Raw genomic sequence first — 14634 nt, 5'->3', positions numbered from 1 at the left:
ATGTACGCGACTTGCCTAAGCGGTTTCCAGCCGGTCGGCATATACACGTACCAACCGCACCCCCGGTTGGTCAAGCACCGCCAAGATACGCGGCCACGCCTCGCTTAGAAACGTGCGAAACGCCTGCCGCCGCATGTTGCCCGTGCAAAACCGTACTACGGCTGGGGGCGCATAACGCAGGGCTCGCTCCTCAAAATCCACGTCTTTGGTTACGATAATCAGATTGTGCGCAGCGGCGTATTGCCAAACGGTGTGGTCGTCCCAATAATCGGCAGCCGATTCAAATGCAGGCTGCTACCAGTGCCGCGAACGTGACGAAAGGTTTGCATCGAGTAGGAATCTTCTATTCATGAAGCAAACCTGCTGACCTGTATCCGCGGCCCGGAAATGGTTTTACTTGAAATTATTTACAATTAGTACAACCAATTGATTTACAGACGTAAAAAAACCATTGTCTAGTAAATAACTTCTTGCGGCTCGTACTTCTCCCGCACGGTAGCAGTAGCAAATTGAATGCAGGCCAGCACATCTTCCCGCTCTAATTGCGGATATTCATCAAGCATGTCTTCTACCGAGTCGCCCGCACCCAGGAAATCCAGGATATTGGTCACCGTGAGCCGGGTTCCCCGAATAGTGGGGCGGCCACTGCAACGGGCCGGATTAACGGTGATGCGGTCGAAAATATAGGTGTCGGCGGTATCCATAACCTTCAGGAATTTAGCAAGGACTGGTAACGAATATACCTCCTAAAAGGTGCAACCCTACAGCTGCTTGAAGATGCGGCGGAAGCTCACGGCTTCGGCGATGTAGGCCCGTAATGCGCTGATGGGCATGCGGGTTTGCTCGCGGGTGTCGCGGTGGCGTACGGTCACGGTGTCGTCCTCCAGGGTTTGGCCGTCGACCACGATGCAGAAGGGCGTGCCGATGAGGTCCTGGCGAGTGTAGCGCTTGCCGATGGCGTCCTTTTCCTCCACGGTCACGCGGAAGTCAAAACGCAAGTCGTCGAATATTTGCTGGGCCTTCTCGGGCATGCCGTCTTTGCGCACCAGCGGGAAGATGGCAGCCTTGATCGGGGCCAGCGCCGGGGGCAGCTTCAGGAAGGTGCGGGTTTTGGTTTGCTGAGCCTCCCCTTCGCCCTCGGTGATGGTTTCTTCGGCAAAGGCTTCGCAGAGCGTGGCCAGGAACAGGCGGTCGGCGCCCACGGAGGTTTCCACCACGAAGGGCACGTAGTTGCCGTAGGCCTTGCCGGTGGCGGGGTCCAGGTCGGCGTCGAAGTACTGCTGCTTCTTGCGGCTCAGGGTTTGGTGCTGGGTCAGGTCGAAGTCGCCCCGCGAGTGGATGCCCTCGATTTCCTTGAAGCCGAACGGAAATTCGTACTCAATGTCCACGGCGGCCTTGGCGTAGTGAGCCAGCTTGTCGTGGTCATGGAAGCGCAGCTTGGCCGGGCTCAGGCCCACGGCCTCGTGGAAGCGGCGGCGGGCAGCCTTCCAGGTGTCGTACCACAGCTCCTCGGTGCCGGGGCGTACAAAGAATTGCATCTCCATTTGCTCAAACTCGCGCATCCGGAAAATGAACTGCCGGGCCACAATCTCGTTGCGGAACGCCTTGCCAATCTGGGCGATACCAAACGGTACCTTCTGGCGCGCCGACTTCTGCACGTTCAGAAAGTTGACAAAAATGCCTTGGGCAGTTTCGGGCCGCAGGTACACAGGCGGCGCGTCGGAATCGACGGCCGAACCCTGGGTTGAGAACATCAGGTTGAACTGGCGCACCTCCGTCCACTTGCCGGTGCCCGACACGGGGCACTTGATGTCCTCGTCGATGATAAGCTGGCGCACGCCGGCCAAGTCGTTGGCCGTCAGCAGGCGGCCCATCTCAGCGGTGAGGGCGGCGCCGCGGGCGGGGTCGCCGGCTTTCTCGTACTCGGCGGCTTTTTCCTCCAGCAGCACGTCGGCGCGGTAGCGCTTCTTGCTGTCGAGGTTGTCGATGAGCGGGTCGTTGAAGCCTGCCACGTGGCCGCTGGCCTCCCAGGTGCGGGGGTCCATGAAAATGGCGGCGTCGAGGCCCACCACGTTGTCGTGCAGCTGCGTCATGGCCTCCCACCACAAGCGCTTGAGGTTGTTTTTCAGCTCCACGCCGTTGGGGCCGTAGTCGTACACGGCGGCTAGGCCGTCGTAAATCTCGGAGGACTGGAACACGAAGCCGTATTCCTTGGCGTGGGCCACAATGTCTTTCAGCTGGGCCGCGTCGGCGGGGGCAGTGGGGTTGCTCATAAGGGGCAAAGTTAGCGCCTGCTTGTACCTAGATGGGCACAAACAAGAATAGGTACGGGCAAGCGCATAGCCCGCGCGTCGATTTTTTTCTGGGATAAAAGCAACCAAGGGGCCCCACGCCGGCTCATCCCAAACCCAGGGCTCCCCCGCGCCGGCCGTGGGGCCCAAGGCTAAGAGCCCCACGGCCAGCGCGGGGGAGCCAGTACATTCACCTTTCATTCCTCTTTCCACGCCTATCTCCTACCCTATTCGCATGAAAAAAACACTGCTCGCCACCGCGTTGCTGGCCGTTGCGGCCACTGCGGCCCAGGCCCAAAGTCCCTCGTTCGGCATCAAAGCCGGCGCTTCGCTCACCAACGCGGTTGGGGATGGCGCCACGGGCTTCGATTATAAAAACAAGTTCGGCTTCCACGGCGGATTCGTGGCCAACCTGCCGCTCAGCGACGTTTTCTCCATTCAGCCCGAGCTATTGTACTCCATGAAGGGCTACAGATTCAGAGCAAGTGACGGTCTTGGGGGTGGACCCTTGGTGGACAAGAGACAATCATTAAACTACATCGATGTGCCCATACTGGCGCGCATCAACGCTGGCGGTTTGTTCTTCGAAGCAGGGCCCCAATTGGGCTATCTGGTATCGGCTAAATACTCGGTTGACGGCAATGGCAATAATTCGTCTAGCTCCTACCGCAGCCGCGATGGCTACCGCAAGGTGGACTTTGGCTACGCCGCGGGCCTGGGCTACCAGTTGGCCGCCGGACCGGGCATTGGCTTGCGTTATAATGGCAGCTTCAAGAACTTTGCCGAATACTACAACGGCCAAGGTATCCGTAACAGCGCCTTTCAGCTGTACCTGACCTATATGTTGGGCGGGAAGTAAATCATACACAGTAGTTCTTCCGCACTCATTTTCTACCCATCTCGCATGAAAAAAACACTGCTCGCCACCGCGCTGCTGGCCGTTACAGCCGCCGCGGCCCAGGCCCAAAGCCCCTCGTTCGGCATCAAAGCCGGCGCTTCACTGACCAATATGGTTGGCGACGGCACTACGGGTTTCGATTATAAAAACAAGTTCGGCTTCCACGGCGGGTTCGTGGCTAACCTACCGCTCAGCGACGTTTTCTCCATTCAACCCGAACTGTTGTACTCCATGAAGGGCTATAAAATCAGTGGGGTCGACCCATTTGGTGACCTCGATAATAGAAGGGAGACACTACACTACATTGATGTGCCTGTGCTAGCGCGCATCAACGCCGGCGGTTTGTTCTTCGAGGCAGGGCCCCAATTTGGTTATCTGGTGGCAACCAAGTTTACGCGGGACGGCAACGCTAATTACCCAGCTGGTTCTTCTAACAACCGCGACAGCTATAAAGCAATAGATTTTGGCTATGCTGCGGGCTTAGGCTACCAATTGCCGGCCGGCCCGGGTATTGGCTTACGCTACAACGGTGGTTTCAAGAATGTCCAAGAATACTACAACGGCCGAGGCGTTCGCAACAGCGCCTTCCAGCTGTACCTGACATACATGCTGGGCGGAAAGTAAGCTGTAGCCCTGAACAATAGCAAAAAGCCCGTTTTTCCAGGAAGAACGGGCTTTTTGTTGCCGTTCGGTTTCTATGCTGCCAGCCAGCCTACCAGGGCTTTCCCGCCGCAACGAAGGCGCTGGGCCCCCTAGTGCTTCCTTACCCAGCTCGGCTGGGGCCCCAGTATTTTCCGGTCGAAAGCAACTGAATGGGCAACTATTGGCTCATTGAATACTCATACTTAGGGCCCCGGCCCGCTACCTTAGGGCCCTGAATACCCGGATGCTACCCCATCCTCCTTTCCTTCCTATGAAGCTACTTTATTGCTGGTTACTGCCGGGCTTGCTGCTCGGCGCGGGTTCCGCGTGTGCCCAAGGGCCAGCCCGCGTCACCGTCAGCGGCTACGTGCGCGACCGGGCCACGGGCGAAAACCTCATCGGGGTGGCCGTGGTGCAGGCCGGCACCGGCCTGGGCACCGCCACCAACACCTACGGCTTCTACTCTCTCACGCTGCCCGCCGCGGGCCTCGACTCGGTGCGGCTGGCGACGAGCTACGTGGGCTACGCCCGCGGCCGCTGGGCCGCCCCGGCCACCGGCAGCGCGGGCCACGACTTCCTGCTCGCGCCCGCGCCCAACGAGTTGGCCGGCGTGGAGGTAGTGGCCGACCCCGCGGCCGAAGACCGGGGGCCCCGCAGCACGCGCATGGGCACCATCAACGTGCCCATTGCCCAAATCAAGAGCCTCCCCAAGTTCATGGGCGAAACCGACGTGCTGAAGGTGCTCCAACTGCTGCCCGGCGTGCAGAGCGGCGGCGAGGGTACCAGCGGCCTGTACGTGCGCGGCGGCTCGCCCGACCAGAACCTGATTCTGCTCGACGGCACGCCGGTGTACAACGCCTCCCACCTGTTCGGCTTCTTCTCAGTTTTCAACGCCGACGCGCTCAACAACGTGGAGCTGATCAAGGGCGGGTTTCCGGCGCGCTACGGCGGGCGGCTCTCGTCGGTGCTCGATATTTCGATGAAGGAGGGCAACGACCAAGCCTTTCACGGCGAAGGGGCCATCGGGCTGGTGGCCTCGCGCATCACGCTGGAGGGCCCCATCAAGAAGGACGTGGCCTCGTTCATCGTCTCGGCCCGGCGCACGTACATCGACGTGGTGGCCCAGCCGTTTATAAAGGCGCAGCTGGCCGGCGAAAAGCTGGCCGGCACGCTGGGCTACTACTTCTACGACCTCAACGGCAAGCTCAACTGGAAGCTCAGCCGCCGCGACCGCCTGTACCTGAGTGCCTACCGGGGCTCCGATAATTTCTACGCCCACACCCGCGACGCCGACAATACCCAGGCCACCTACACCCGCTCCGACGTCGACCTCGGCTGGGGCAACCTCACGGGGGCCCTGCGCTGGAACCACGTCGTAAACGACCGGCTGTTTCTGAACACCCACCTCACCTACAGCCAGTACCAGTTCGACGTGGGCCAGAACCGGGAAGACCGCACGGGGGCCCCGGGCCAGGCCGGCACCCAAACCACCACCGGCAGCCTGCGCTACTTTTCGAACATCCGCGACTTCAGCCTGAAAACGGACTTCGACTACGCGCCCTCTCCCGACCATTACGTGCGGTTCGGGGCCCAGCTCACGCGGCACGCCTTCCGCCCCGGGGCCTTCGCCCAAACCGAGCGCGTGGACACGGCCCGGAGCGGCGCCACCCTGGGCAGCCGCGTGCTGGCCACCGAAAGCGCCCTGTATGTGGAGGACGACTACCGCCTCAGCAACCGGCTGAAGGTGAACGCCGGCCTGCGCCTGAACGGCTACTTCGTGGACGGCAAGGGCTACCCGTCGCTGGAGCCGCGCCTGGCCGCCCGCTTCATGCTCACCGACGAATGGGCCCTGAAGGCGGCCTACGCCCGCACCACGCAGTTCATCCACCTGCTCACCAACAGCGGCATCGGCCTGCCCACCGACCTGTGGGTGCCGGCCACGGCGGCGGTGCGGCCCCAGCTGGCGCACCAAATCAGCCTGGGCGCGGCCCGCACGCTGCGCTACAAGGGGGAGGCCTTCGAGTTTAGCTTCGAGACCTATTACAAGCCCATGCAGAACCTGGTGGAGTACCGCGAGGGGGCCAGCTTCCTGAACACCACCGATAGCGACTGGCAAAGCAAGGTGACCAGCGGCCAGGGCTGGGCCTACGGCGGCGAGCTGTTTTTGCAGAAGAAAACCGGCCGCACCACCGGCTGGCTGGGCTACACCCTGGCCTGGAGCACCCGCCGCTTCCCGGAGCTGAACGGGGGCCGCGCGTTCCCCTACAAATACGACCGGCGGCACGACATTTCCCTGGTCGTCATCCACCACTTCAGCCCCACGCTCACGCTCTCCGGCACCTGGGTGTACGGCACGGGCAACGCCACCACCCTCGCCTCGGGCCGCTTCCAAACGGACCCCCAGCAGGGCTACAACGACTACGGCGACCGCAACTCGTTCCGGATGGCCGCCTACCACCGCTTCGACCTGGACCTGAGCAAAACCAAGAAAAAGCGCTGGGGCGAAATTGTTAACAGCCTCTCTATCTACAACGTGTACAGCCGCAACAACCCCTACTACCTGTACTTCCAGGCGGCTTACTTCAACAACGACGGCACGGTGGCCCGGCCACCCAGCTACCGCCAGGTGTCGCTGTTTCCCATCATCCCCTCGGTCAGCAAGGCCTTTAAATTTTGAGCCCCATGAAAAAATCCTTTCTCTGGCTGCCGCTGGCCGCCGCGGGGGCCCTTGCCGGCTGCGAATCGGTGGTGAGCGTGGAACCGCCCGCCCACACGCCCCGGCTGGCCCTCATCTACACCCTGACCAACGGCGTGGCCCAAGCCGGCAATTGGCAGTTTTACGGCGATGCCCGCGACCTGTACGTAAGTACCAGCCAGAGCGTGCTGGCCACCAAGAATCTGACGGGCCGCGCCGACGCCACGGTGGAGCTGCGCGACGACGCCGGGCAGGTAGTGGAGCAGTTCCGGGCTAGAAACCGGAACCAGTACGCCAACGATACCGTGCGCGGCTACTACGCACCCACCCGCGGCTACGTGGGCCAGCCCGGCCAGCGCTACACCCTGCGGGCCAGCGCCCCGGGCGTGGAAACCGTGGAAGCCGCGCTGGCCCTGCCGGCCCTGCCCGTGCTGGGGGCCGGCAGCTTTGTGCCAGAGGCGGCCGCGGCTTCGCCCTCGCAAAACCAATTCGGCCGGCTTTCCTTCGCGGTGTTCGACGATGCAGCTACCGCCAACTACTACTTGGCCTACGCCCGGGTGCTGGACGCCAGCGGCCAGCCCTGGGGCCGCGTATTCCAGGACAACAGCGACCGCGACGACCAAGTGGGGCCCGACGTCAACCTAAACCGCTTCGACCTCTCGGACCCCGGTACCTTTTACCAGACGCTGCCCGTGAGCGACGCCGGCCGCAACGGCCAGCGCCTGGTGTACAGCAGCAAGGTGCGGTTTTTTTACAGCCCGCCAAGCGGCTACGGCAATTATCCCAACCCGCCGGCGCCGGCCTTCATCGAGGTGCTCGTAAGCGGCATCCCCGCCGATACATACAATTACTACCAGTCGGTGCAGCGCTACTACGACACCGAACAAAGCATCTTTGCCGAGCCCGCGCCGCTGCGTTCCAACGTGCCGGGCGGCTACGGGCTGTTTGCCGGGGCCAGCGATGTAGTGCTGCGCATTCCCCTTTAAGTACCATTGGTGCCGGGGCCCTGGGGCCCTGTAAGCCCGGCCTGGCCGGGCTTTTTGCGTTGGGCGGCGGGGCCCCTGCGGGCACGCATTGCCCCGTTTATTAGGCAATCGGCTATTTGTGGTCACAATTCGGTAACATAGCCGCTGCCGAATACCCCGCTACCTTTGCCCCCGAACTGCACCCCGCTCAACTATCAACTCCCCTTATATGTTTGGATTAGAACCACATGTGTTGCTGCTGCTGGGCGTGTGCCTGCTGGCCGCCTGCGCATTCGAGTTCGTCAACGGCTTCCACGACACGGCCAACGCCGTGGCCACGGTCATTTATACCAACACGCTGCGGCCCTGGGTGGCCGTGGTCTGGTCGGCGTTTTGGAACTTCATCGGCGTGTTTGCCGGCGGCATTGGCGTGGCCATGGGCATCGTGTACCTGCTGCCCGTTGAGAGCCTCGTGGACCAGAACGTGTACCACGGCATTGCCATGGTGGGGGCCCTGATTGTGGCCGCCATCATCTGGAACGTGGGCACCTGGTACTACGGCCTGCCCTCGTCGTCGTCGCACGCGCTCATCGGCTCCATCCTGGGCGTGGGCATCGCCTTCTCGCTGCTACCGGGCTCCAAGGGCGCGGCCGTGAACTGGACCAAGGCCGGCGAAACGGGCCTGGCGCTCATCACCAGCCCGGTGCTGGGCTTCACGTTCACCATCGGCATGATGTTCCTGCTCAAGCGCTTCGTGAAGAGCAAGGCCATTTTCAAGGAGCCGCACAAGCGCAAGCCCCCGCCCCTCTGGATCCGGCTGCTGCTCGTCATCACGTGCACGCTGGTGAGCTTCTTCCACGGCTCGAACGATGGCCAGAAGGGCGTGGGCCTCATTATGCTCATCCTCATCGGCATCGTGCCTACCTTCTACGCCCTCGACCAGAGCAAGAACCCGCTCGATTTGCGCCAGTCGCTGACCCAGGTGGAGTTCGTGATGAGCCGCGTGAACCAGGCCGAGCTGAGCCCCGCCGACCAAAAGCTGCTGGCCGAGGTAAACGCCCAGACCGCGAACCTCGACCGCGTATTCGCCGGCAAAACCGACGTGGCCCAACTGCCTCAGAACGCCCGCTTCGAAATTCGGCGCGCCATCCTGCTGGCCGCCAACCGCGCCAAATCGCTGCTCGGCTCCGATAAGGTGAGCCTCAGCACCCAGGACCGCGCCACCTACGACGGGGCCATCAAGGAGATGAAAACCTTCACCGACTACGCGCCCTGGTGGGTGCTGCTGGTGGTGTCCTTTTCGCTGGCCTGCGGCACCATGATCGGCTGGCAGCGCATTGTGACCACCATTGGCGAGCGCATCGGCAAGGAGCACCTCAACTACGCCCAGGGCGCCAGCTCCGAGCTGGTGGCCGCCGCCATGATCGGGGCCAGCACGGCCTTTGGCCTGGCTTCCTCCACCACGCACGTGCTCTCGTCGGCCATTGCCGGCAGCATGGTGGCCAACCGCGGCATCAAAAACCTCAACCCCCAGATGGTGCGCAACATCGCCCTGGCCTGGGTGCTCACCGTGCCCGTCACGATGGTGCTCTCCGGGGCCCTGTTCCTGCTCTTCCGCGCCGTGCTGGGGTAAATCCTCTTCCTGCTCAGGGCCTCTGGGGGCCCTACTACAACGCCCGGCCACTGCGAAGTGCGCCGGGCGTTGCTGCGTTTGGGGCGTAGCGCGGGGGCCCCGCGGCTACGGCTGGGGCCAGGTGGTTTTTTTGAAAGGCTTGCCCAGCGAGGCCTCCGTCCGCCCGGGGCAGGGGTCGTTCACTGGCGTAAACATAATCTCGTCCTTCTTGATTTTGTAGGCCCAAGTACCGGGGGTTTGGGTGTCGCAGGGGCTGCCGCCGCTTATTTTTTGCCACACGAATTGGTGGTTGCCCTTCTGCGTGTAGTGCATGGTTTCGGCCAGCTGCTTGCTGTCCTTCACGAACATGAACACCGTGTCTTGCTTGAATTGCAACACGACCTCGGTGGGCTCGGGCACGCTGGCCGTACCCACCCAAGCGGTACCGGCCAAAGACTTTTGCGCCTGGGCGGGCAGGGCCCCGGCGCAGGCAAACAAGACGGGCAAGCAGCAAAGGACTTTTCTCATGGCAAAAGCAGGGAATGGTTTGACAATTATCAAATATAAAATTAAATATATTAAATAATTACTAAACCACTGCGGCCTTCTCCCCTCTCCACACACAAGGCCGCAGCGGCCCGAAAGCAAAAAGCGGCTACCCGCCGAACTGGGTAGCCGCTTTTTGCTTTCGGGCCGGCAAGCGCCGGGATGCGCAGGCCAACAATATTCAGTTCTAACGATAAATAGGCCTTTATCACCGAGTTATCCACTTATCCACAGCGAAAAAGGGCTGTTTTGTGGATAACTGCCGGAACCTATTTGGGCCACTGCACTTCCAGCTCGTCGTTGATGAAAACGCCGAAGTTGACGAATTGCAGCAGGCCCTCGTCGAAGTACAAATCAATCATCGATTGCTCATAGCTCAGGCGCGTCTCGCCGCCGTCCATGTTTTCCACTTCGGCATCGGCGACGCCGTTGCGCTGCATCAGAGCCTGGATCTTTTCGAGCGGCTGGCCCTGGATGATTTCGCCGAAAAGGCGCATGTTGGGGTTGTCGGTTTCGATGCAGCTCAGGCGGAAATCGTCCTCGCGGTCGAAGTACAGCGACACGAGGTATTCCTCCTCGTGGTACACCCACTCCTGGTGCTCAAACTCGTCTTCGTCTTCCGACTCCTCAATTTCCTCGGGCTCGCCCACCAGGGTCCGCACCTCGTCCATGGTGGCGCCGAAGCGCAGCAGGCCCATGCCGGTGCCCAGGGTAATTTCGTTTTCCTCGATGCTGGAGGGCTGAATGGTTGCCATTGGGCTAGTCAGTAAAGGTGATAGACAAAGGTAAGAACGGGGCGCGGGGCCCGGCGTTGGCCGGGGGCCCCGGCTACTTGCCGTAGCGGGCAATAAAAGCGTCTTTCTGGCGCACGTACTCGGGGTGGGCCTTGGCCGCGTCCCACTGCCGGCCGAAGATTTCGGCAGCCGCTACCTTGTCGGGGTCGGGCGCGGCGGTGCGGGGTAGCTCGGCGCGGCCGTGGGCCCCGCTCTGGCCTTTTTTGTCGGCCGGCACGGGGCCGTCGTACTTCTTGCCGCCGCGGTGGTTGGCGTAGCGCCGGGCCCGGGTGAAGCCCATCTGCAAAAACTTGCGCGCCATATCGGCCCCCACAAAGTCGTCGGCCTTCAAATACGCCTCGAACAGGCCCCAAATAGCTTCCGAGGAAGCCGTGGCCGCCGCCGCATCTTTGAAACGCCAGTGGGGCAGAATCTCGCCCTTGTAGGGCTGCACCAGCAGCACGCCCTGCTCGCCGCGCCCCACGCGGTACAGCTCGGGGTGCTGGCGGAAATCAACGGTGTGGAAATCGAGGGTGTAGTCGAACGGCATTTGGGGGCCCCAGTGGGGATAAAGTGGATAAGTACGTGGATAACCGGCCGGCTGGGGGCCCCAGTGGGGACAAGGTGAACAACTCCGTGGATAACCGGCCGGCTGGTGGCCCCAACGGGAATGCGCGGGGCCCCGGCTGGCCAGCGCCCGAGCCCGGCCGGCGGAAGCGTGCTGGGGCCCGGGCCGGGAGTTTTCCACCTGGATAAACTTTGATTAAATTTTTTTCTAAAAAAACCCTTTCTATTTCCAGTTATTAGGGACGTTAACAAGTGGACAACCCAGCGGGGTTATCCACCGTGCGGATAACTTGTGGGTAATGCGGGGGTTGTCCACCAGATATCCACCGGCAATGTGGATATCATTATGCTGTCTGTCAGCATGTTGATTGGATTTTCCACCTATCCCCACGTTCTCCACATACGCACAATCCACCGAGCGGGGCCGGTGGGGATTGGGCATATCTGGTGGGGGAGTTATCCCCGGTTGTCCCCAGGCCGCGCGCCCTGTGCGGGGCCCCTTTCCCACCAAATAAAGTTGTGCGCATGTTATCCACCCGTGCCCGGTGGGTTTCCCCCAGGTTATCCACCAAAATGGGGCCCCAGTGAAAAGGATGTGGATAAGCCGGTGGAAAACGGGTGGATTACCGCCCAAAAAAGCCCTCAGTAACTGGAAACAGCCTAAAGTTATCCCCCAATGTGGATTACGCGGGCAGTTTCCCAATCAATGTGCAAGGATGACTTTTCCCCCGGCTCACGCCGCTTGATGTGCGAAATCCAAAAGGAAGGGGTGCCAGTACCTGTTTCTAAGTGAACGCACCCCTTCCTTTCGGGGCGAGGCCGCCCAGTAGGCCCCAGGCTGGTGCCTGACTAAAACGCCACGGGTTCCTCCAGCTCGAAGTTCGAGCGCATCTGGTGCACCTTGGGGAGCAGCACCACCGGCTCGGGCGGGGTGAGCAGGTCGGGGTTGCCGCCCTGCCAGCGGCCATCGCCGTTGGCATCCACGAGCACGCGCAGGCGGTACTTGCCAGGGGGCACGTGCTCGAAGCGGTACTTGCCCACGGGCGAGGCCAGCGACTGCATCACCTCGTACTTGTCGTTCAGCAGCTGCAAAACGAAGCTCTTGCGCTCAGTTTTGACGGTGCCGAACAGCGTGCCGTCGGGGTCTACCTCGGCCAGCTCGAAGCGCAGCGGGCGGCGGGGCCAGCGCAGGGCCTGCCCCGTGACGGGCAGCAGCGCGGTGCTGTCGATGAGGAGCTCGACGCGGTCCTTGGCCTGGGTGTTCAGCACCACCGTCAGCTCGGTGCGGGCGGCGTTGAAGGTGCCGTCGGCGGGCAGGCGTAGGGGGCGGCGGCGCACCGAGTCCTCCACCAGGGTGCCCACCGGGCGGCCGGCCACGGCCAGCATCGGCACCGGGAATTGCAGGCGCAGGCGGCCCTGGCGGTACACGCTGCGCGGGTTGCCCTCCACGGCGAAGGCCGGTAGCTCGGGGGCCTTGCGGGCGTTGGCACCGGGCACCGGGAAGCGCACGGCCAGCGTATCGCGGGCCACGTTGCCGCTGCTGTCGGTGGCCGTGAGCAGGTAGCGGCCGTCGGCCAGGCCCGGCGATTTGAAGAGCAGCACGTTGCGGCCCGCGTCGGCGAGCTGCACGGCCTCGGGGGCCGGGTTGCGGGCAGGGTCGGCGGCGGGCAGCGGGGCCAGGGCGGCGGCGGCCAGCCCTTCGTTGAAGACGATGCGCAGCACGTTGGGCCCCGGGGTTTGGGTGGTGAGCAGCGGCGGCCGGCGGTCGGGCCGGGTCAGCTGCAAGTCCACCACGAGGGGCGTGGGGCCCACCACCACGGGCGCCGCCAGGTAGCCAATCTGCTCGCCCTCGTCGAAGCGGTTGTTGGTATTTTTATCCACGAAAGCGTAGAGCCGGTACGGCCCCGCCCGCAGAAACCCCAGCAGGTAGAGGCCTTTTTTATCGGTGCGGGTGAGGTAGTAGGGCCGGCCGCGGCGCACGCCGGCCGTGTCGGCCACGCGGAACAGGGCCACGCTCACGTCGTTGGCGGGCAGGGCCGTGAGCAACTCCGTGACGGTGCCGCGCACGGCCCCAGAGTCGAGCACGGCGCCGGTGCTGAAGCTGAGCTGGGCGTTTTTGGCCGGCAGGCTCTCCGTAATGTCTACCACCGCACTGCGGAAGTTGAAGCTGTAGGTGGTGCTGTCGGCCAGTGGCTTGTCGAAAAGCAGCGTCACCGTGTTGCGGTCCTCGCGGAGCTTGTAGTTGTTGTCGGGCGCCAGCTGGGGCGTGATGAGCAGGTTCTTGCTCAGGTCTTTCACCTGCACGTACTCCGAAAATACGAGCCGCACCGACTGTAATTTCACGTTGCGGGCCGCGCTGTCGGGCACGCTGCTGACGAGGCGCGGCGGCGTCACGTCGCGGGGGCCCCTGGGGCGGGCCACGGCCGCGCAGCTCGCCAGGGCCCCCAGGGCCGCCACGGCCAGCCATCGTTTTACGCAAAAAAGCATATTACCTTGTTGATAATCAGAATTAAAAAAATAGTTAAAAGTGAAAAGTGAAGAATTAAAAAAGGACCATGACCAAGCGCGTTTGGCGCCCGCCCTGGTCCTTTTTAATTCTTCACTTTTCACTTTTAACTCCCCGCCGCCGCCCTTCCCGCTACGTAGAGCAGGCTGGAATATTGTCCTTCGTGCCGGGCAGCGGCGCGGTTGGAAGCGAAGCCCAGGCGCAGGGCGCGCAGCAGGCGGGCGGCCCCGCCCCCGGCGGGCTCGCTCAGCAGGCTCACGTAGTAGGCATCGAGGGGCATGGGCAGGGTGGCGCGCAGGGCCAGCCGGTGCTTTTTGAGCAGCCGGGCCATGGTGGCGGGCACGAAGTGGTAGAGGTGGCGGGGCACGTCGTAAGCCGCCCACCGGGCCCCGTAGTGCTGCGCATCAAAGCTGGCCGCGTTGGGCACGGCGATGAGCAGCACGCCGCCCGGCCGCAGCAGCCGCACGAGCTGGGCCAGGGTTTCGTTGAGGGCGTGCACGTGCTCGAGCACGTGCCAGAGGGTGATGGCGTCGAACGAGCCAGTTTCCAGTGTGGCCAAATCTTCGGGGGCCCCAATGGGCTGGCCCACGCGCTGGGTAGCCTCGGCGCGGGCGGTGGCGTTGGGCTCGAGGCCGGCCACTTGCCAGCCGGCGCCCCGGGCCGCGGCCAGGAAATGGCCCGTGCCGCAGCCGTAGTCCAGCACGCGGCCGCGCTGGGGGGCGTACCGGTTCAGCAGGCGCACTTTGCTGCGCATGGTGAACACCCGCGCCAGGCGGTACACCTGGTTTATGAGGCCGGCGGCGCCGCTGTTGTGCGACACGTAGGCGTCCGATTCGTAGTAGCGCCCGATGTCGTCGGGCCCCGGGCGGGGGTTGGTGAACTGAAACCCGCAGGCCGCGCACTCCACCACGGCGAAGCTTTCGTGGCTCACGGTGCGGTCTTCCACCACCAACTTGTTGCGAAACTCGGTTTTGCCGCAAACGGGGCACTTGGCTATTTTCTCGTAATTCACAGGCTGTGCGGATTGGGGCCCCGGCCGCACGGCACCGGTCGGATTCTTCCAGGCCGGTGCCGCCGCAGCGCGGTGCCTAACGCGGCAAAGGTAAATGGCCGGGCCGGGCGGCCGTGCTGCTGCCTCC

At 62.9% G+C, this 14634-nt stretch carries 12 protein-coding genes and 1 pseudogene; 5 read left to right on the top strand and 8 right to left on the bottom strand.

The genetic code is table 11. The features are described from left to right. Positions 1–15 precede the first annotated feature (15 nt). From BEN49_RS30985 to BEN49_RS16560, 3 genes and pseudogenes are all read right to left on the bottom strand, one after another. A pseudogene (locus BEN49_RS30985) lies at positions 16–261 on the bottom strand (DUF5615 family PIN-like protein); the annotation flags it as partial. 194 nt (positions 262–455) lie between these two features. Continuing rightward, a complete protein-coding gene (locus tag BEN49_RS16565; RefSeq protein WP_070745296.1) occupies positions 456–704 on the bottom strand; it encodes a DUF433 domain-containing protein in 249 nt (82 codons plus the stop codon). A 57-nt stretch (positions 705–761) separates the two neighbouring features. Next, positions 762–2273 carry a glycine--tRNA ligase gene (locus BEN49_RS16560; RefSeq protein ID WP_070745293.1) on the bottom strand — a complete coding sequence of 504 codons (1512 nt, stop codon included), beginning with the start codon at positions 2271–2273 and terminating at the stop codon, positions 762–764. Positions 2274–2526: 253 nt separating this feature from the next. On the opposite strand from BEN49_RS16560, the gene BEN49_RS16555 reads away from it, so the two are divergent. The 5 genes from BEN49_RS16555 to BEN49_RS16535 all read left to right on the top strand — a co-directional run bounded on the left by BEN49_RS16555 (position 2527) and on the right by BEN49_RS16535 (position 9124). Then, a complete protein-coding gene (locus tag BEN49_RS16555; protein ID WP_070745290.1) occupies positions 2527–3150 on the top strand; it encodes a porin family protein in 624 nt (207 codons plus the stop codon). Positions 3151–3195: 45 nt separating this feature from the next. Further along, a complete protein-coding gene (locus tag BEN49_RS16550) occupies positions 3196–3813 on the top strand; it encodes a porin family protein (protein ID WP_070745287.1) in 618 nt (205 codons plus the stop codon). A gap of 289 nt (positions 3814–4102) precedes the next feature. After that, entirely contained in the window at positions 4103–6508 is a 2406-nt protein-coding gene (locus tag BEN49_RS16545; protein WP_070745284.1) for a TonB-dependent receptor, read from the top strand. Between the two features lie 5 nt (positions 6509–6513). Next, the gene (locus tag BEN49_RS16540) at positions 6514–7512 is read left to right on the top strand and encodes a DUF4249 family protein (protein WP_070745281.1); all 999 of its coding nucleotides are present in this window, start codon (positions 6514–6516) and stop codon (positions 7510–7512) included. Between the two features lie 208 nt (positions 7513–7720). After that, the gene (locus BEN49_RS16535) at positions 7721–9124 is read left to right on the top strand and encodes an inorganic phosphate transporter (protein ID WP_070745278.1); all 1404 of its coding nucleotides are present in this window, start codon (positions 7721–7723) and stop codon (positions 9122–9124) included. A gap of 105 nt (positions 9125–9229) precedes the next feature. Here the strand turns inward: BEN49_RS16535 and BEN49_RS16530 are convergent, their stop codons facing one another. From BEN49_RS16530 to BEN49_RS16510, 5 genes are all read right to left on the bottom strand, one after another. Continuing rightward, positions 9230–9631, bottom strand: a complete 402-nt coding sequence (locus BEN49_RS16530; protein WP_070745275.1) for a hypothetical protein — start codon at positions 9629–9631, stop codon at positions 9230–9232. Between the two features lie 287 nt (positions 9632–9918). Continuing rightward, positions 9919–10404 carry a hypothetical protein gene (locus BEN49_RS16525; RefSeq protein WP_070745273.1) on the bottom strand — a complete coding sequence of 162 codons (486 nt, stop codon included), beginning with the start codon at positions 10402–10404 and terminating at the stop codon, positions 9919–9921. Between the two features lie 73 nt (positions 10405–10477). After that, positions 10478–10972: a DUF4385 domain-containing protein gene (locus BEN49_RS16520; protein WP_070745270.1), complete on the bottom strand. Its 495-nt coding sequence runs from the start codon at positions 10970–10972 to the stop codon at positions 10478–10480. An 866-nt stretch (positions 10973–11838) separates the two neighbouring features. Beyond that, on the bottom strand, positions 11839–13476 hold the full coding sequence (locus BEN49_RS16515; protein ID WP_070745267.1) for an Ig-like domain-containing domain: 1638 nt from the start codon (positions 13474–13476) through the stop codon (positions 11839–11841). A 125-nt stretch (positions 13477–13601) separates the two neighbouring features. Beyond that, entirely contained in the window at positions 13602–14507 is a 906-nt protein-coding gene (locus BEN49_RS16510) for a methyltransferase domain-containing protein (protein WP_070745264.1), read from the bottom strand. Positions 14508–14634: the final 127 nt, after the last annotated feature.

This window comes from Hymenobacter coccineus (assembly GCF_001816125.1).
Classification (GTDB): domain Bacteria; phylum Bacteroidota; class Bacteroidia; order Cytophagales; family Hymenobacteraceae; genus Hymenobacter; species Hymenobacter coccineus.
The sequence above is the reverse complement of the archived record's forward strand: the minus strand, read 5'-3'. Positions and strand labels throughout refer to the sequence as shown.